Here is a 17,874-nt window from a genome sequence, read left to right on the forward strand (position 1 = left end):
CAGATGCCAGCGCAGTGTCCACGGACGAATTTACTGGCTAACCCCCCATTAAATACGTTCAAGTTGGAGCTACGCCATGGCTTATCTTAAAACTCGCGAAGGTAACGATCTCTACTACAAGGACTGGGGCAGCGGCCAACCCGTTGTGTTCTGCCACGGATGGCCGCTCAATAGTGATAGTTGGGAATCGCAGATGCTGCATTTCGCCAACAACGGTTTTCGCGCCATTGCACATGACCGCCGAGGGCATGGCCGTTCAAGCCAGCCGTGGGACGGCAATGATATGGACCATTACGCAGATGATTTAGCGGAGCTGATCGAGCATCTGGATCTGACAAATGTAATCCTTTTCGGTTTCTCCACCGGAGGCGGCGAAGTGGCACGCTATATCGCGCGCCATGGCACTGGGCGTGTGGCAAAGGCCGGTTTGATCTGCGCCGTAACGCCATTGATGCTCAAAACCGCCAGCAACCCCCAAGGGACACCCATTGAAGTTTTCGACGGCATGCGTGCCAACTCCATCGCCAACCGCTCGCAGCTCTACCTTGATCTGGCCAGCGGCCCATTTTTCGGATTCAACCGGGCGGGCGTTACTCCCTCTCAAGGCTTGATCAATTCATTCTGGATGCAGGGGGTCATGGGCGGGCACAAGAATACTTTTGACAGCATCAAGGCATTTTCAGAAACCGACTTTCGCGAAGACTTGAGGCATTTCACTATACCCACGCTCATCATCCACGGTGGTGACGATCAAATCGTGCCGATTCAGGCTGCGGCTCTGGAGAGCAAGCGCTTGATTCCACACGCTCAGTTACTGGTGTACGCAGGCGCACCCCATGGGCTAACCGACACGCACAAGCAGCGAGTCAACGGAGATATGTTGCGTTTTGCACAGCTCTGAACCGTTAGCGATGCAAAAAAAAACCGCACGGCCTTCTCGGCGGTACGGTTTTTTAGTTTGCAGCTTTTGGCTTTAATGCACCCTAGAACGGGATATCGTCATCAAAGCTATCGAAATCCGGAGCCGGCTGCGGAGCGGCCTGTTGTGGCGCTGGACGCGACTCACGCTGTGGCTGCTGGCTTGGCTGTGGACGCGACTGCTGTGGACGCGGTGCCGAGTTGGACATGCCGCCCTGGCCCTGTTGGTCGCCCTGTGGACGGCCGCCCAGCAGTTGCATGGTACCTTGCATGTCGACCACGATTTCAGTGGTGTAACGCTTGATGCCGTCTTTTTCCCACTCGCGGGTTTGCAGCTTGCCTTCGATGTACACCTGCGAACCTTTACGCAGGTACTCACCAGCGATCTCGGCCACCTTGCCGAACATCGACACACGGTGCCATTCGGTTTTCTCGACCTTCTGGCCGGTTTGCTTGTCGGTCCACTGTTCGCTGGTCGCCAGACTCAGGTTGGTCACGGCGTTACCGTTAGGCAAGTAGCGAACTTCGGGATCCTGGCCGCATGTACCGACCAATATGACTTTGTTAACCCCACGGGCCATAACGTTCTCCTAGGCTGGGCGCGCTGTCGGCACTGGGTTGACCAGTTGCTCAAGCGTCGCGCGATCCAATAATTCGGTGTCCAATTTGATGTAAATGGCCGCCTCTTCCGCGACCACGACTGCATCTGTTACCCCTACGACTGCCTTGAGGCGCTCTACCAGACCGCTTTCGCGGATCGCCTCGGGCGATAGCGGCAAACGCAGACTTGTGACGTAGGGAGGTTCGCGCATGGTAACAGCAAAGGCCAGCCAAAGTGCAGCCAGCCCGGCGCATCCGAGGAAGACAACCGACAAACCGCCATGCTGGAACATCCAGCCCCCCATGATGCCGCCCAGTGCAGAACCGAGGAACTGGCTGGTGGAATACACCCCCATCGCCGTGCCCTTGCCACCGGCCGGTGAAACTTTGCTGATCAGCGAAGGCAATGAAGCCTCCAGCAGGTTGAACGCGGTGAAAAACACCACCGTGCCGATTACCAGCGCCCGCAGGCTGTCGCCGAACTGCCAGAAGAATAGCTCAGTGAGCATCAGCGTCGTGACGGCGCCGAGCAGGATTCGTTTCATTTTGCGTTTTTTCTCGCCATAGATGATGAATGGGATCATGGCGAAGAACGAAATCAGCAGCGCAGTGAGGTAGACCCACCAGTGCTGCTCCTTGGGCAAGCCGGCTTTTTCAACCAGCGCCAGGGGCAAGGCGACGAAGCTGCACATCAGCATCGCGTGCAATACGAAGATACCTAAATCCAGGCGCAGCAGGTCCGGATGCTTGAGCGTCGGCAACAGCGCCTTGCGTGCGACGCCCGACTCGCGATGCTGCAATGTGCCGGTGGAGCGCGGCACCATGAAGGCCACGATCACGATGCCGAACAGCGCCATACCGCCGGTGGCGAGGAACAGTCCATGCAAGCCGAACGCACGGGTCAGCAAGGGACCGACCACCATGGCCACGGCAAACGACAGGCCGATAGTCATGCCGATCATGGCCATGGCTTTGGTGCGGTGTTGTTCGCGGGTCAGGTCCGATAGCAAGGCCATCACTGCGGCGGAAATCGCTCCGGCGCCTTGCAGGATCCGTCCGGCAATCACCCCCCAGATAGAGTCGGATTGAGCCGCGAGCACACTGCCGAGGGCAAACACAATCAGCCCGAGGTAAATCACCGGACGACGGCCAATGCGGTCGGAAATGATCCCGAACGGAATCTGGAAAATCGCCTGGGTCAGGCCATAGGCGCCAATGGCCAGGCCAATCAATGCGGGGGTCGCGCCTGCGAGATCCATTCCATAGGTCGCCAGCACCGGCAACACCATAAACATGCCCAGCATACGGAAGGCGAACACCAGGGCCAGACCGCTTGCCGCTCGGGTCTCGCCGCTACTCATGCGTTCGCTGTGGGGATCGTGCATGGAAAAACCTCGTGTGAACCGGCGGCGATTCTACCAGTCCCATCGATTGAGAGGGTATATGCGGCGGTTTGCCGCGCAGCTTTCATCTAAGGCTGCAAGCGGCCTTTTGACAGTGTATATTCATCCAGTCTTTAGCCGTATACTCCGGCATTATTTACGCCCGCCGTGCGAGGCCATCTTGGACAAGATCCTGATTCGTGGGGCTAGAACCCACAACCTGAAGAACATCGACCTGACCCTGCCCAGGGACAAACTGATCGTCATCACCGGCTTGTCCGGGTCCGGCAAATCGTCCCTGGCGTTCGACACGCTGTATGCCGAAGGCCAGCGTCGCTATGTGGAATCGCTGTCGGCCTACGCTCGCCAGTTCCTGTCGATGATGGAAAAACCCGACGTCGACACCATTGAAGGCCTGTCGCCGGCGATCTCCATCGAACAGAAGTCGACCTCCCATAACCCGCGCTCCACCGTGGGCACCATTACCGAAATCTACGATTACCTGCGCCTGCTGTATGCACGCGTGGGTATTCCGCGTTGCCCGGACCATGACATTCCCCTGGAAGCCCAGACCGTCAGCCAGATGGTCGACCTGGTGTTGGCTCAGCCGGAAGGCGCCAAGCTGATGCTGTTGGCGCCGGTGATCCGTGAGCGCAAGGGTGAACACCTTTCCGTCTTCGAAGAACTGCGGGCCCAGGGTTTTGTGCGCGCGCGCATCAACGGCAAGCTTTATGAGCTGGACGAAGCGCCGAAGCTCGACAAACAGAAGAAGCATTCGATTGATGTTGTAGTCGATCGCTTCAAGGTACGGGCCGACCTGCAGCAGCGCCTTGCGGAATCCTTCGAAACCGCGTTGAAGCTGGCCGACGGCATCGCCCTGGTGGCGCCAATGGACGACGAGCCGGGCGAAGAGATCATCTTCTCCGCGCGCTTTGCCTGCCCGATCTGCGGCCATGCCATCAGCGAACTGGAACCCAAGCTGTTTTCCTTCAATAACCCGGCCGGCGCCTGCCCGACTTGCGATGGCCTGGGCGTGAAACAGTTCTTCGACATCAAGCGCCTGGTCAACGGTGACCTAACGCTGGCGGAGGGGGCGATACGTGGCTGGGACCGGCGCAACGTCTATTATTTCCAGATGCTCGGGTCGTTGGCGTCGCACTACAAGTTCAGCCTGGAAGTGCCGTTCAACCAACTGCCGGCGGATCAGCAGAAGGTCATCCTGCACGGCAGCGGCTCGCAGAACGTCGACTTCAAATACCTGAACGACCGTGGCGACATCGTCAAACGCTCCCACCCGTTCGAAGGCATCGTGCCAAACCTGGAGCGTCGCTACCGCGAGACCGAATCGGCTAGCGTGCGTGAAGAGTTGGCGAAATTCCTCAGCACCCAGCCTTGCCCGGATTGCCGCGGCACTCGCCTGCGTCGTGAGGCGCGGCATGTGTGGGTGGGCGAGAAGACACTGCCGGCGGTGACCAACCTGCCAATCGGCGATGCCTGTGAATACTTTGGTGTGCTTAAGCTCACCGGCCGCCGCGGGGAAATCGCCGACAAGATCCTCAAGGAAATTCGCGAGCGCTTGCAGTTCCTGGTCAACGTGGGTCTGGACTATCTGTCGCTGGATCGCAGTGCCGACACCTTGTCCGGCGGTGAAGCCCAGCGGATACGCCTGGCCAGCCAGATTGGTGCCGGCCTTGTGGGTGTGTTGTACATCCTCGATGAACCTTCGATTGGCTTGCACCAGCGCGACAACGATCGCCTGCTGGGCACGTTGAAACACCTGCGGGATATCGGCAATACGGTGATTGTGGTCGAGCACGATGAAGATGCGATCCGCCTGGCGGATTACGTGGTCGATATCGGCCCCGGCGCGGGTGTGCATGGCGGGCATATTGTCGCCGAAGGTACGCCGGCGGAAGTCATGGCTCACCCGGACTCGCTGACCGGTAAGTACTTATCTGGCCGCGTGAAGATCGAAGTGCCGGCCAAACGTACACCGCGTAACAAGAAGCTGGCGCTGCACCTCAAGGGCGCACGCGGCAACAACTTGCGCAATGTAGACCTGGAAATTCCACTGGGCCTGCTGACGTGTGTGACCGGCGTTTCCGGCTCGGGTAAATCGACGCTGATCAACAATACGTTGTTCCCCTTGAGTGCCACCGCCCTGAATGGCGCGACCACCTTGGAAGCGGCGGCCCACGACAGCATCAAAGGCCTGGAGCACCTGGATAAGGTGGTCGATATCGACCAAAGCCCGATTGGTCGTACACCGCGTTCCAACCCGGCGACCTACACCGGTTTGTTCACGCCGATTCGTGAGCTGTTTGCTGGCGTTCCGGAATCGCGCTCACGGGGTTACGGGCCGGGCCGGTTCTCGTTCAACGTCAAGGGCGGGCGCTGTGAAGCGTGCCAGGGCGATGGCTTGATCAAGGTGGAGATGCACTTCCTCCCGGACATCTACGTGCCGTGCGATGTGTGCAAGAGCAAGCGCTACAACCGCGAAACCTTGGAGATCAAGTACAAGGGCAAGAGCATCCACGAAACCCTGGAGATGACCATCGAGGAAGCACGGGTGTTCTTCGACGCGGTCCCGGCGTTGGCGCGCAAGCTGCAAACACTGATGGACGTGGGCTTGTCCTACATCAAACTGGGGCAGTCGGCGACCACGCTGTCGGGGGGTGAGGCGCAGCGGGTGAAGTTGTCTCGCGAGCTGTCCAAGCGCGATACCGGTAAAACCCTGTATATCCTCGATGAGCCGACCACCGGCCTGCACTTCGCGGATATCCAGCAACTGTTGGACGTGCTGCACCGCCTGCGCGACCACGGCAACACCGTGGTGGTGATCGAGCACAACCTTGATGTGATCAAGACGGCCGATTGGCTGGTGGACCTGGGGCCGGAAGGCGGCTCCAAAGGTGGCCAGATCATTGCCGTGGGCACGCCGGAGCAAGTCTCCGAAATGCCGCAGTCGCACACCGGTTACTACTTGAAACCATTGTTGGAGCGCGACCGGGCCTGACTTTTCGGGCCCAATGAAAAGCCCCTGTCACTTTGCGGTGACAGGGGCTTTTTTGTAGCCGGGAATCAGAACTGCGATTGCAGGTAATTCTCCAGGCCAATCAGCTTGATCAGGCCCAACTGCTTTTCGAGCCAGTAGGTGTGATCTTCTTCGGTGTCATTCAACTGTACCCGCAGGATTTCCCGGGTGACATAGTCGTTGTGCTGCTCACAGAGCTCGATGCCTTTGCAGAGCGCGGCACGGACCTTGTACTCGAGGCGCAGGTCGGCAGCGAGCATGTCAGGGACTGTGGTGCCCACATCCAGGTCATCCGGACGCATACGCGGCGTGCCTTCGAGCATGAGGATACGGCGCATCAGTGCGTCGGCGTGCTGTGCCTCTTCTTCCATCTCGTGGTTGATACGTTCGTAGAGCTCAGTAAAGCCCCAGTCTTCGTACATGCGCGAATGGATGAAATATTGGTCACGAGCAGCCAGTTCGCCCGTCAGCAACGTGTTGAGGTAATCGATTACGTCGGGGTGACCTTGCATCGCCCTACATCTCCCTGCTTGAAAGTCTGTAGTTTGAACCATGATGACTTGAAGGTCACGGGATCAACGGCAGAAAAGTGATGTTTTTCGGAGAAAAGTAGCTGAAATAACGCAAAAACCGCCCAAATGAGGGCGGTTCTGCTTATCGTTTAGAGTCAGTTAAGCGATACACCCAACGCCTTTGCGATTGCTTCTCCATAAGCCGGATCGGCCTTGTAGAAGTGCTGCAGTTGGCGCTGAACCACGTCACTGGAAACGCCACCCATCGCGCCGGCAATGTTGTTGGTGAGCAAGGCTTTCTGCTCATCGTTCATCAGGCGGAACAGCGCACCGGCGTGGCTGTAGTAATCGGTGTCTTCGCGGTGATCGTAGCGGTCTGCCGCGCCGCTAAGGGCCAGTGCCGGCTCCGCATACTGAGGTGCTTGTTTCGGCGCATCGGCGTAGCTGTTTGGCTCGTAGTTAGGCGCCGCGCCACCGTTGCTGCCGAAGGCCATCGAACCATCACGCTGGTAGCTATTTACTTGGTTACGCGGAGCATTCACCGGCAGTTGCTGATGATTGGTGCCAACGCGATAGCGGTGGGCATCGGCGTACGCAAAAACACGACCTTGAAGCATACGGTCTGGCGACAGGCCGACGCCTGGAACCATGTTGCTTGGGCCGAAGGCAGCTTGTTCCACTTCAGCGAAGTAGTTCTGCGGGTTACGGTTCAGTTCCAGCTCGCCGACTTCGATCAGCGGGAACTCCTTCTGCGACCAGGTTTTGGTCACATCGAAAGGGTTCTCGTAATGAGCGTTGGCTTGGGCCTCGGTCATGATCTGAAGGCAGACGCGCCATTTCGGGAAGTCACCGCGTTCGATCGCACCGAACAGATCGCGCTGCGCGTAATCTGGGTCGGTACCGGCCAGGCGTGCAGCTTCAGCCGGCGCCAGGTTTTTGATGCCCTGCTTGGTCTTGTAGTGCCACTTGACCCAGTGACGCTCACCCTTAGCGTTGATCAGGCTGTAGGTATGACTGCCGAAGCCGTGCATGTGGCGGTAGCCGTCAGGGATGCCACGGTCCGAGAACAGGATAGTGACCTGGTGCAGCGCCTCAGGGGAATGCGACCAGAAATCCCACATCATTTGCGCGCTTTTCAGATTGCTTTGCGGCAAACGTTTCTGGGTGTGGATGAAATCCGGGAACTTCAAGGGATCGCGAATGAAGAACACAGGGGTGTTGTTACCCACGATGTCCCAGTTGCCTTCTTCGGTGTAGAACTTCAAAGCGAAACCGCGTGGATCGCGCTCGGTATCAGCCGAACCACGCTCACCGCCAACGGTGGAGAACCGCAGGAAGGTTGGGGTTTGCTTGCCAACGGACTCGAACAGCTTGGCGCTGGTGTATTGCGTGATATCTGTAGTGACCGTGAAAGTACCGTAAGCACCCGAGCCCTTGGCGTGCACACGACGCTCGGGAATGTTTTCACGGTTGAAGTGAGCGAGCTTCTCGATCAGGTGAAAATCGTCGAGCAGCAACGGGCCACGCGGGCCGGCGGAACGGGAATTCTGGTTGTCCGCAACGGGGGCGCCGCTCGCGGTGGTAAGGATTTTATTCTGGCTCATGCTCAATTTCCCTCAGGTCGGACTTGGAACTGCCGGCTAATCGGCTTGGGAGGAGTATTGATCATCAACATGACGTCTACAAATTCATTAAATTGTAGGCATCAATAGATATTTTCTACCGAACACTCCACCCCCCATAGTGCCGAGCACAACCCACGGAAGCTTGTATCGAGCGCGCTTTTTGTTACAGACACAAAAAACCGGGCACTAGGCCCGGTTCTTCGATGCAGCTTGTCGTCTTACTCGGCGCTTACAGCTTCGCCGGCAGTAGCACGATCAACCAACTCGACGTACGCCATAGGCGCGTTGTCGCCAGCGCGGAAACCGCACTTGAGGATGCGCAGGTAGCCACCCTCACGGGTAGCGTAACGCTTGCCCAGGTCGTTGAAGAGCTTACCAACGATAGCTTTCGAACGAGTACGGTCGAAAGCCAGACGGCGGTTAGCCAGGCTGTCTGTCTTGGCCAAAGTGATCAGCGGCTCAGCAACGCGACGCAGTTCTTTAGCTTTCGGCAGTGTAGTTTTGATCAGCTCGTGCTCGAACAGCGACACCGCCATGTTTTGGAACATGGCCTTGCGGTGCGAGCTGGTACGGCTCAGGTGACGACCACTTTTACGATGACGCATGGTTCATTCCTTACCAAACTCACGTTCGGTGATTACGACGATCAGGCAGTCGCCTTGTCGTCCTTCTTAAGACTTGCAGGCGGCCAGTTGTCGAGGCGCATGCCGAGGGACAGACCGCGGGAGGCCAGAACGTCCTTGATTTCAGTCAAGGATTTCTTGCCCAGGTTCGGAGTCTTCAACAGTTCTACTTCGGTACGCTGAATCAGGTCGCCGATGTAGTAAATGTTTTCCGCCTTAAGGCAGTTAGCCGAACGTACAGTCAGTTCCAGATCGTCAACCGGGCGAAGCAGGATCGGATCGATCTCGTCTTCCTGCTCGATTACCACTGGTTCGCTGTCACCCTTGAGGTCGACGAACGCAGCCAACTGCTGTTGCAGAATGGTTGCAGCGCGGCGAATAGCCTCTTCAGGATCCAGAGTACCGTTGGTTTCCAGATCAATAACCAGCTTGTCCAGGTTAGTACGCTGCTCGACACGGGCGTTTTCCACCACGTATGCGATACGGCGAACCGGGCTGAACGAAGAGTCAAGCTGCAAGCGACCAATGCTGCGGCTTTCGTCTTCATCGCTCTGACGCGAGTCGGCCGGTTCATAACCACGACCACGAGCTACGGTGAGCTTCATGTTCAGGGCGCCGTTAGACGCCAGGTTAGCGATTACGTGATCGGGGTTAACGATCTCGACATCATGATCCAGCTGAATATCGGCAGCGGTAACCACCCCCGAACCCTTCTTCGACAAGGTCAGCGTAACTTCGTCACGGCCGTGCAGCTTGATAGCCAGACCTTTAAGGTTCAACAGGATTTCAATTACGTCTTCCTGTACACCTTCGATGGCGCTGTACTCGTGGAGCACACCGTCAATCTCGGCCTCGACTACTGCACAGCCGGGCATTGAGGACAACAGGATGCGGCGCAGCGCGTTGCCCAGGGTGTGGCCAAAACCACGCTCGAGAGGCTCGAGAGTAATTTTGGCGCGGGTTGGACTGACAACCTGCACATCAATGTGGCGGGGTGTCAGGAACTCATTTACCGAAATCTGCATGGATGCACCTATTTTCTAGCCCTTACTTGGAGTAGAGCTCGACAATCAGGCTTTCGTTGATGTCGGCGGACAGATCACTGCGAGCAGGAACGTTCTTGAAAACGCCCGACTTCTTCTCAGTGTCTACTTCTACCCATTCTACGCGGCCACGTTGGGCACACAGATCGAGAGCTTGGACAATGCGAAGTTGGTTTTTTGCTTTCTCGCGAACTGCGACCACGTCACCAGCACGAACCTGGTAGGACGGAACGTTTACGGTCTGACCGTTAACGCTGATCGACTTGTGCGATACCAGCTGACGGGATTCGGCACGAGTCGAACCAAAGCCCATACGGTATACAACGTTGTCCAGACGGCATTCGAGCAGTTGCAGCAGGTTTTCACCGGTTGCACCTTTCTTGCCAGCAGCTTCTTTGTAGTAGCCGCTGAACTGACGCTCGAGAACGCCGTAGATACGACGGACCTTCTGCTTTTCACGCAGTTGGGTGCCGTAATCGGACTGGCGACCGCGGCGTTGGCCGTGGATACCAGGTGCTGCTTCAATGTTGCACTTCGATTCGATCGCGCGCACGCCGCTCTTCAGGAAGAGATCGGTGCCTTCGCGACGAGCGAGTTTGCATTTTGGACCAATGTAACGAGCCATTCTTTACAATCTCCTGGATTACACGCGGCGCTTCTTCGGCGGACGGCACCCGTTGTGCGGGATTGGCGTCACGTCGGTGATGCTGGCGATCTTATAGCCACAGCCGTTCAAAGCACGGACAGCAGACTCACGACCTGGACCTGGACCCTTGACGTTAACGTCGAGGTTTTTCAGGCCATATTCCAGCGCAGCTTGACCAGCACGTTCAGCAGCTACTTGAGCAGCAAACGGGGTGGACTTGCGGGAACCGCGGAAACCCGAACCACCGGAGGTAGCCCAAGAAAGCGCGTTACCTTGACGGTCGGTGATGGTCACGATTGTGTTGTTAAAAGAAGCATGGATGTGGGCGATGCCATCAACCACTGTCTTTTTAACTTTTTTACGAGGACGAGCAGCAGGTTTTGCCATGATAATTTTCCTGTCGATTCGCTGGGGCGATTACTTGCGGATCGGCTTACGCGGACCTTTACGGGTACGCGCGTTAGTCTTGGTACGCTGACCGCGTACTGGAAGACCACGACGATGACGCAGACCGCGATAGCAACCGAGGTCCATCAAACGCTTGATTTTCATGTTGATTTCGCGACGCAGGTCACCTTCAGTGGTGAACTTCGCCACTTCGCCACGCAGCTGTTCAATCTGCTCGTCGCTCAGATCCTTGATCTTAGCGGCTGGGTTTACCCCAGCAACTGCGCAAATTTTCTGCGCAGTAGTGCGACCAACACCATAGATGTAGGTCAGCGAGATAACAGTGTGCTTGTTATCTGGAATGTTAACGCCTGCAATACGGGCCATTCAGTGGGACTCCAATTGACAGCTACCTACGCCCCGGAAGCCAAGAAATAGGGCGCGAGATAATATCGCTGTAATAACAAATAATCAACCCGGCAGCGCACTAGCTGCCGGGCTTCAAGCGGATCACACTCAGCCTTGGCGCTGTTTGTGACGCGGTTCCGCGCTGCAAATTACTCGAACAACACCTTCGCGGCGAATAATCTTGCAGTTACGGCACAGCTTTTTCACCGATGCACGAACTTTCATCACCAACTCCTCGAACCTTATGGGGTACTCAGCGCAACATGCCGCTGCCGTAGCCCTTCAGGTTGGCTTTCTTCATCAGGGATTCGTACTGGTGCGAAACGAGGTGCGATTGTACTTGGGACATGAAGTCCATCACAACCACGACCACGATCAGCAACGAGGTCCCGCCAAGGTAGAACGGAACGTTTGCTGCAACCACCAGAAACTGGGGCAACAAGCACACGGCCGTCATATATAGAGCACCGAACAGGGTCAAACGAGTCAGAACGCCATCAATGTAGCGTGCAGACTGCTCACCTGGACGGATGCCCGGAATAAAGGCACCGGACTTCTTCAGGTTTTCCGCTACGTCTTTCGGATTGAACATCAACGCCGTATAGAAGAAGCAGAAGAAAATAATCCCTGCACTAAACAGCAGAATATTCAACGGCTGACCAGGAGCGATCGACTGAGAGAGGTCCTGCAGCCAGCCCATGTTTTCGGACTGACCAAACCAGGTACCCAACGAAGCCGGAAACAGCAAAATGCTGCTCGCGAAAATTGCCGGAATAACACCGGCCATATTCACTTTCAGCGGCAAGTGGCTGGTCTGCGCAGCAAAGACCTTACGGCCCTGCTGACGCTTGGCGTAGTGAACAGCAATACGACGCTGGCCACGCTCAATGAACACCACAAAACCGATAATCGCTACTGCCAGCAAACCGATGGCAACCAGGGCGAAAATGTTGATATCACCCTGACGTGCAGACTCGAAAGACTGCCCAATCGCTCTCGGAAGACCGGCGACGATACCTGCGAAAATCAACATCGAGATACCGTTGCCAACACCACGCTCAGTAATCTGCTCACCCAGCCACATCATGAACATCGCACCAGCCACAAATGTGGATACCGCGACGAAATGGAAGCCAAAGTCACCAGTGAACGCAACGCCCTGCCCTGCCAGGCCAACGGACATGCCGATAGCTTGAACCAGGGCGAGGACGACAGTGCCGTAGCGGGTGTACTGGCTAATCTTGCGACGGCCAGCTTCACCTTCCTTCTTCAACTGCTCCAGCTGCGGGCTGACGGCGGTCATCAGTTGCATGATGATCGATGCCGAAATGTACGGCATGATCCCCAGTGCAAAGATGCTCATCCGCTCCAGCGCGCCGCCGGAAAACATGTTGAACAAGCTAAGAATGGTCCCCTCATTCTGTCGAAACAGGTCTGCGAGTCGGTCCGGGTTGATACCTGGAACCGGGATGTGTGCGCCTATTCGGTAGACGATAATCGCCAGGAACAGAAAACGCAGACGAGCCCAAAGTTCAGACATACCGCCTTTGCCGAGCGCTGAGAGAGCACCTTGCTTAGCCATTTATTCCTCGAACTTGCCGCCAGCTGCTTCGATAGCCGAACGCGCACCTTTGGTGGCGCCGATTCCCTTGCCGATAGTGACAGCGCGAGTCACTTCACCGGACAGCATGATTTTCACACGCTGTACGTTGACGTTGATCACGTTGGCATCTTTCAGGGTCTGCACAGTAACGATGTCGCCTTCCACTTTAGCCAGCTCGGACAGACGCACTTCTGCGCGGTCCATGGCTTTCAGGGATACGAAACCGAACTTAGGCAGGCGACGATGCAGCGGCTGTTGACCGCCTTCAAAGCCTGGAGCGATGGTGCCACCGGAGCGGGAGGTTTGACCTTTGTGGCCACGGCCACCAGTCTTACCCAAACCGCTACCGATACCACGGCCCGGACGATGCTTTTCGCGACGGGAACCCGGCGCTGGACTCAGATCATTGAGTTTCATCGATTAACCCTCTACACGCAGCATGTAGTAAGCCTTGTTGATCATCCCGCGATTCTCGGGAGTATCCTGGACTTCTACAGTGTGACCGATGCGACGCAGACCCAGACCTTTAACACACAGTTTGTGGTTAGGGATGCGGCCGGTCATGCTTTTGATCAGCGTTACTTTAACGGTAGCCATGATCAGAAGATCTCCTTGACAGTCAGACCACGCTTGGCAGCGATGGACTCAGGAGATTGCATAGCTTTCAAACCTTTGAAAGTGGCGTGAACCACGTTTACCGGGTTAGTCGAGCCGTAGCACTTGGCCAGAACGTTCTGAACACCAGCAACTTCGAGGACAGCACGCATAGCGCCGCCAGCGATGATACCGGTACCTTCAGAAGCAGGCTGCATGTACACCTTCGAAGCGCCATGGGCAGACTTCATTGCGTACTGCAGCGTGGTGCCGTTCAGATCAACTTGGATCATGTTGCGACGAGCAGCTTCCATTGCCTTCTGGATCGCAGCAGGCACTTCACGTGACTTGCCACGGCCGAAGCCAACACGGCCTTTACCATCACCTACCACGGTCAACGCGGTGAAGGTGAAGATACGGCCGCCTTTAACGGTTTTGGCTACGCGGTTAACTTGAACCAGCTTCTCAATGTAGCCTTCGTCGCGCTTTTGGTCGTTATTTGACATAACTTAGAACTCCAGCCCAGCTTCACGAGCAGCATCAGCCAGCGCTTTCACGCGACCGTGGTACTTGAAGCCAGAGCGGTCGAAAGCCACTTGCGAGACGCCAGCGGCCTTAGCACGCGTAGCGACCAGCTGGCCAACCTTTGTGGCCGCGTCGATGTTGCCAGTGGCACCATCACGCAGTTCTTTATCCAAAGTCGAGGCGCTTGCCAGGACTTTGTTGCCGTCGGCCGAGATGACCTGGGCGTAGATGTGCTGCGACGAGCGGAACACGCAGAGACGCACGACTTCGAGTTCGTGCATTTTCAGGCGTGCTTTGCGAGCGCGACGCAGTCGAGTAACTTTTTTGTCGGTCATTTGCTATGCCCTACTTCTTCTTGGCTTCTTTACGACGGACGACTTCGTCCGCGTAGCGCACACCTTTGCCTTTGTACGGCTCTGGTGGACGGAAGTCGCGGATCTCAGCGGCCACTTGACCTACCAGCTGCTTGTCGATGCCCTTGATCAGGATATCGGTCTGGCTAGGGGTCTCAGCAGTGATGCCCGCTGGCAGTTCGTAATCCACAGGGTGCGAGAAGCCAAGGGCCAGGTTCAAAACCGTGCCTTTTGCTTGCGCTTTGTAACCAACACCGACCAGCTGGAGCTTACGCTCGAAGCCTTGGCTTACGCCTTGGACCATGTTGTTTACCAACGCACGCGTGGTACCGGCCATTGCGCGAGTTTGTTGATCGCCATTGCGAGCAGCGAAACGCAGCTCACCAGCTTCTTCAACGATCTCAACGGACGAATGGATGTTCAGTTCAAGAGTACCCTTGGCACCCTTCACCGAAAGCTGTTGGCCTGCGAATTTGACTTCGACACCGGCTGGCAGCTTAACGGGGTTCTTAGCGACGCGAGACATGCTTATCCCCCCTTAGAACACAGTGCAAAGAACTTCGCCGCCGACACCGGCAGCGCGCGCAGCACGATCCGTCATCACACCTTTGTTGGTGGAGACGATAGACACGCCCAGACCGCCACGAACTTTCGGCAGATCTTCAGCGGACTTGTACTGACGCAGGCCTGGACGGCTAACGCGCTTCACTTCCTCGATGACCGAACGGCCTTCGAAGTACTTCAGCTCGATGGACAGCAGTGCTTTTACATCGCTGCTGATCTGATAACCCGCAATGTAGCCTTCGTCTTTCAGGACTTTGGCAACAGCTACCTTCAACTTGGAAGATGGCATGCTTACGACGGACTTTTCAGCCATCTGGGCATTACGGATACGAGTTAGCATGTCCGCTAACGGGTCCTGCATACTCATGGGCTAGACGCTCCTAATACAAAAAAATTAGCCTTGCGGCTACATATGTCGCCGAGAATCTCCGGGTAAAAAACACGGGCTCAGGCGAGCCGCGTATTTTAGACACACTCCGGAAATGAAACAAGCCCCAAAAGGGGCTTGTTCCAGATTCAAGGTCACCGGTGGTCAGTATCTTGCGATATTGGCCACCTGGACGTTGAAAGTACTTACCAGCTGGCTTTAACCAGACCTGGCACGTCACCACGCATTGCCGCTTCACGCAGTTTGTTACGGCCGAGGCCGAACTTGCGGTAAACGCCGTGTGGACGACCGGTCAGGCGGCAGCGGTTACGCATGCGCGAAGCGCTTGCGTCACGTGGCTGCTTCTGCAGAGCAACTGTAGCTTCCCAACGTGCTTCTGGACTTGCGTTCAGATCAACGATGATTGCTTTCAGTGCTGCACGCTTCTTGGCGTACTTGGCAACCGTGAGCTGACGCTTCAGCTCGCGGTTTTTCATGCTCATCTTGGCCATGGTCCTACTCCAATCAGTTGCGGAACGGGAATTTGAAAGCACGCAACAGGGCGCGACCTTCATCATCGTTCTTGGCAGTGGTGGTCAGGGTGATGTCCAGACCGCGGAGAGCATCGATCTTGTCGTAGTCGATTTCCGGGAAGATGATCTGCTCTTTCACGCCCATGCTGTAGTTACCACGACCATCGAAGGACTTGGCATTCAGGCCGCGGAAGTCGCGGACCCGAGGCAGGGAGATCGACAGCAGACGATCCAGGAATTCGTACATACGCTCACGGCGCAGGGTCACTTTGACGCCGATCGGCCAACCTTCACGGACTTTAAAGCCAGCGATGGATTTCCGAGCGTAGGTCACAACGACTTTCTGGCCGGTGATCTTTTCCAGGTCAGCAACAGCGTGCTCGATGACTTTTTTGTCGCCGATCGCTTCGCCCAGACCCATGTTCAGGGTGATTTTGGTAACGCGCGGAACTTCCATCACGTTCCCAAGCTTAAGTTCTTCCTTAAGCTTAGGGGCGATTTCCTTCCGGTAAATCTCTTGTAGTCGTGCCATGGTCTAATCTACCTAGCAGTGTTCAAGCATCAACCGCTTTTTGGGTCGACTTGAAGACACGAATTTTCTTACCGTCTTCTACTTTGAAACCAACGCGGTCAGCCTTGTTGGTTTCGCCGTTGAAGATGGCGACGTTAGAAGCGTCCAGCGGAGCTTCTTTCTCGACGATACCGCCCTGCACGCCCGACATCGGGTTAGGCTTGGTATGACGCTTAACCAGGTTCAGACCACCGATAACCAGACGGTTATTAGCGAGAACCTTAAGCACCTTACCGCGCTTACCTTTGTCTTTGCCGGCGATCACGATGATCTCGTCGTCACGACGAATCTTTTGCATGTCGGATCTCCTTACAGCACTTCTGGGGCGAGCGAGACGATCTTCATGAACTTCTCAGTACGAAGTTCACGGGTCACTGGCCCAAAGATACGGGTGCCGATCGGCTCTTGCTTGTTGTTCAGAAGAACAGCAGCGTTGCCATCAAAGCGGATAATGGAGCCATCAGCACGACGTACGCCGTGACGAGTGCGGACTACAACAGCAGTCATCACTTGGCCTTTTTTCACTTTACCGCGAGGAATTGCTTCCTTGACGGTAACTTTGATGATGTCACCGATACCAGCGTAACGACGATGGGAGCCACCCAGCACCTTGATGCACATAACACGGCGAGCGCCGCTGTTATCGGCCACATCGAGCATGGATTGAGTCTGAATCATATAATTTCTCCGACCCCTAGTCCTTAGACTTCCACAGCGCGTTCGAGAACATCAACCAGTGCCCAAGACTTGGTCTTGGCCAGCGGACGAGTTTCACGAATAGTGACTTTGTCGCCGATGTGGCACTGATTGGTTTCGTCGTGCGCGTGCAGCTTAGTCGAACGCTTAACATATTTACCGTAGATCGGGTGCTTAACGCGACGCTCGATCAGAACGGTGATGGTTTTGTCCATCTTGTCGCTGACAACACGGCCAGTCAGCGTACGGACAGTCTTTTCGGCTTCAGCCATGATCACTTACCTGCCTGCTGGTTGAGCACAGTCTTCACGCGAGCGATGTCACGCTTAACTTGCGAGAGCAGATGAGACTGCCCCAACTGGCCAGTTGCTTTCTGCATACGCAGATTGAACTGGTCGCGCAGCAGGCCGAGCAGTTGCTCGTTCAGCTGCTGTGCGGATTTTTCACGAAGTTCATTCGCTTTCATCACATCACCGTCCGTTTAACAAAGGAGGTGGCGAGCGGCAGCTTTGCAGCAGCCAGGGCGAAAGCCTCACGCGCCAGCTCTTCAGAAACACCCTCGATTTCATACAGGACTTTGCCTGGCTGAATCTGGGCTACCCAGTATTCCACGTTACCCTTACCTTTACCCATCCGAACCTCGAGAGGTTTTTTGGAGATCGGCTTGTCCGGGAATACACGGATCCAGATCTTGCCGCCACGTTTAACGTGACGGGTCAGAGCACGACGCGCTGACTCGATCTGACGAGCGGTGAGACGACCACGAGCTACAGACTTCAGCGCGAACTCGCCGAAGCTGACTTTGCTACCGCGCTGAGCCAGACCACGGTTGTGGCCTGTCATCTGCTTGCGGAACTTCGTACGCTTAGGTTGCAACATTTGGCGTACCC

The 17,874-nt window shown here is 56.2% G+C and carries 26 protein-coding genes; 2 read left to right on the forward strand and 24 right to left on the reverse strand.

The genetic code is table 11. The annotated features are described in order from the left end of the window. The first annotated feature begins 76 nt into the window (after nt 1-76). Complete coding sequence (locus CI807_RS02925) at nt 77-901, forward strand: alpha/beta fold hydrolase (protein WP_095013699.1); 825 nt, start codon at nt 77-79, stop codon at nt 899-901. 82 nt (nt 902-983) lie between these two features. Here the strand turns inward: CI807_RS02925 and CI807_RS02930 are convergent, their stop codons facing one another. Next, nucleotides 984-1,499: a single-stranded DNA-binding protein gene (locus CI807_RS02930; RefSeq protein ID WP_003232445.1), complete on the reverse strand. Its 516-nt coding sequence runs from the start codon at nt 1,497-1,499 to the stop codon at nt 984-986. Between the two features lie 9 nt (nt 1,500-1,508). Next, nucleotides 1,509-2,903, reverse strand: a complete 1,395-nt coding sequence (locus tag CI807_RS02935; protein ID WP_010206876.1) for an MFS transporter — start codon at nt 2,901-2,903, stop codon at nt 1,509-1,511. A gap of 178 nt (nt 2,904-3,081) precedes the next feature. Here CI807_RS02935 and uvrA point away from each other — a divergent pair, with 178 nt between their 5' ends. Beyond that, a complete protein-coding gene (gene uvrA / locus CI807_RS02940; RefSeq protein ID WP_033900046.1) occupies nt 3,082-5,916 on the forward strand; it encodes an excinuclease ABC subunit UvrA in 2,835 nt (944 codons plus the stop codon). A gap of 65 nt (nt 5,917-5,981) precedes the next feature. On the opposite strand, the gene bfr is transcribed toward uvrA, so the two are convergent. The 22 genes from bfr to rplP all read right to left on the reverse strand — a co-directional run bounded on the left by bfr (nt 5,982) and on the right by rplP (nt 17,863). Then, on the reverse strand, nt 5,982-6,446 hold the full coding sequence (gene bfr / locus CI807_RS02945; RefSeq protein WP_003176400.1) for a bacterioferritin: 465 nt from the start codon (nt 6,444-6,446) through the stop codon (nt 5,982-5,984). A 155-nt stretch (nt 6,447-6,601) separates the two neighbouring features. Then, nucleotides 6,602-8,050, reverse strand: coding sequence for a catalase (locus CI807_RS02950; protein WP_095013700.1), 1,449 nt, complete (start codon nt 8,048-8,050; stop codon nt 6,602-6,604). Between the two features lie 239 nt (nt 8,051-8,289). After that, nucleotides 8,290-8,676, reverse strand: a complete 387-nt coding sequence (rplQ, locus tag CI807_RS02955; RefSeq protein WP_003176402.1) for a 50S ribosomal protein L17 — start codon at nt 8,674-8,676, stop codon at nt 8,290-8,292. A gap of 41 nt (nt 8,677-8,717) precedes the next feature. Beyond that, nucleotides 8,718-9,719, reverse strand: a complete 1,002-nt coding sequence (gene rpoA / locus CI807_RS02960) for a DNA-directed RNA polymerase subunit alpha (RefSeq protein WP_003176403.1) — start codon at nt 9,717-9,719, stop codon at nt 8,718-8,720. Between the two features lie 22 nt (nt 9,720-9,741). Continuing rightward, a complete protein-coding gene (rpsD, locus tag CI807_RS02965; protein WP_003176404.1) occupies nt 9,742-10,362 on the reverse strand; it encodes a 30S ribosomal protein S4 in 621 nt (206 codons plus the stop codon). Between the two features lie 18 nt (nt 10,363-10,380). Continuing rightward, on the reverse strand, nt 10,381-10,770 hold the full coding sequence (gene rpsK / locus CI807_RS02970) for a 30S ribosomal protein S11 (protein ID WP_002555466.1): 390 nt from the start codon (nt 10,768-10,770) through the stop codon (nt 10,381-10,383). A gap of 30 nt (nt 10,771-10,800) precedes the next feature. After that, the gene (rpsM, locus tag CI807_RS02975) at nt 10,801-11,157 is read right to left on the reverse strand and encodes a 30S ribosomal protein S13 (RefSeq protein WP_003194635.1); all 357 of its coding nucleotides are present in this window, start codon (nt 11,155-11,157) and stop codon (nt 10,801-10,803) included. A 129-nt stretch (nt 11,158-11,286) separates the two neighbouring features. Next, a complete protein-coding gene (gene rpmJ, locus CI807_RS02980; protein ID WP_002555468.1) occupies nt 11,287-11,403 on the reverse strand; it encodes a 50S ribosomal protein L36 in 117 nt (38 codons plus the stop codon). A gap of 28 nt (nt 11,404-11,431) precedes the next feature. Next, entirely contained in the window at nt 11,432-12,760 is a 1,329-nt protein-coding gene (secY, locus tag CI807_RS02985) for a preprotein translocase subunit SecY (protein WP_003194637.1), read from the reverse strand. After that, a complete protein-coding gene (gene rplO / locus CI807_RS02990) occupies nt 12,761-13,198 on the reverse strand; it encodes a 50S ribosomal protein L15 (RefSeq protein ID WP_003176407.1) in 438 nt (145 codons plus the stop codon). Between the two features lie 3 nt (nt 13,199-13,201). Next, the gene (gene rpmD, locus CI807_RS02995; protein WP_003176408.1) at nt 13,202-13,378 is read right to left on the reverse strand and encodes a 50S ribosomal protein L30; all 177 of its coding nucleotides are present in this window, start codon (nt 13,376-13,378) and stop codon (nt 13,202-13,204) included. A gap of 2 nt (nt 13,379-13,380) precedes the next feature. Next, nucleotides 13,381-13,881, reverse strand: a complete 501-nt coding sequence (gene rpsE / locus CI807_RS03000; RefSeq protein ID WP_003176409.1) for a 30S ribosomal protein S5 — start codon at nt 13,879-13,881, stop codon at nt 13,381-13,383. A gap of 3 nt (nt 13,882-13,884) precedes the next feature. Beyond that, nucleotides 13,885-14,235, reverse strand: coding sequence for a 50S ribosomal protein L18 (rplR, locus tag CI807_RS03005; protein ID WP_003186037.1), 351 nt, complete (start codon nt 14,233-14,235; stop codon nt 13,885-13,887). A gap of 10 nt (nt 14,236-14,245) precedes the next feature. After that, complete coding sequence (rplF, locus tag CI807_RS03010) at nt 14,246-14,779, reverse strand: 50S ribosomal protein L6 (protein ID WP_003194640.1); 534 nt, start codon at nt 14,777-14,779, stop codon at nt 14,246-14,248. A gap of 12 nt (nt 14,780-14,791) precedes the next feature. Then, nucleotides 14,792-15,184 carry a 30S ribosomal protein S8 gene (gene rpsH / locus CI807_RS03015; protein WP_010206883.1) on the reverse strand — a complete coding sequence of 131 codons (393 nt, stop codon included), beginning with the start codon at nt 15,182-15,184 and terminating at the stop codon, nt 14,792-14,794. Nucleotides 15,185-15,390: 206 nt separating this feature from the next. Next, nucleotides 15,391-15,696, reverse strand: coding sequence for a 30S ribosomal protein S14 (gene rpsN / locus CI807_RS03020; RefSeq protein ID WP_003176414.1), 306 nt, complete (start codon nt 15,694-15,696; stop codon nt 15,391-15,393). A 13-nt stretch (nt 15,697-15,709) separates the two neighbouring features. Continuing rightward, nucleotides 15,710-16,249: a 50S ribosomal protein L5 gene (rplE, locus tag CI807_RS03025; protein WP_003194642.1), complete on the reverse strand. Its 540-nt coding sequence runs from the start codon at nt 16,247-16,249 to the stop codon at nt 15,710-15,712. Nucleotides 16,250-16,271: 22 nt separating this feature from the next. Beyond that, the gene (gene rplX, locus CI807_RS03030; protein WP_003176416.1) at nt 16,272-16,586 is read right to left on the reverse strand and encodes a 50S ribosomal protein L24; all 315 of its coding nucleotides are present in this window, start codon (nt 16,584-16,586) and stop codon (nt 16,272-16,274) included. A gap of 11 nt (nt 16,587-16,597) precedes the next feature. Further along, nucleotides 16,598-16,966, reverse strand: coding sequence for a 50S ribosomal protein L14 (gene rplN, locus CI807_RS03035; RefSeq protein WP_002555479.1), 369 nt, complete (start codon nt 16,964-16,966; stop codon nt 16,598-16,600). Nucleotides 16,967-16,989: 23 nt separating this feature from the next. Then, nucleotides 16,990-17,256 carry a 30S ribosomal protein S17 gene (gene rpsQ, locus CI807_RS03040; RefSeq protein WP_003176419.1) on the reverse strand — a complete coding sequence of 89 codons (267 nt, stop codon included), beginning with the start codon at nt 17,254-17,256 and terminating at the stop codon, nt 16,990-16,992. Between the two features lie 2 nt (nt 17,257-17,258). Further along, the gene (gene rpmC / locus CI807_RS03045; protein WP_002555481.1) at nt 17,259-17,450 is read right to left on the reverse strand and encodes a 50S ribosomal protein L29; all 192 of its coding nucleotides are present in this window, start codon (nt 17,448-17,450) and stop codon (nt 17,259-17,261) included. Beyond that, nucleotides 17,450-17,863 (reverse strand): 50S ribosomal protein L16, encoded by a 414-nt coding sequence (gene rplP, locus CI807_RS03050; protein ID WP_003176421.1) that lies wholly within the window; start codon nt 17,861-17,863, stop codon nt 17,450-17,452. The genes rpmC and rplP overlap by 1 nt, the downstream gene beginning before the upstream one ends. Nucleotides 17,864-17,874 lie beyond the last annotated feature (11 nt).

The sequence above is a fragment of the Pseudomonas sp. NS1(2017) genome (genome assembly GCF_002269425.1).
Lineage (GTDB): Bacteria > Pseudomonadota > Gammaproteobacteria > Pseudomonadales > Pseudomonadaceae > Aquipseudomonas > Aquipseudomonas reactans.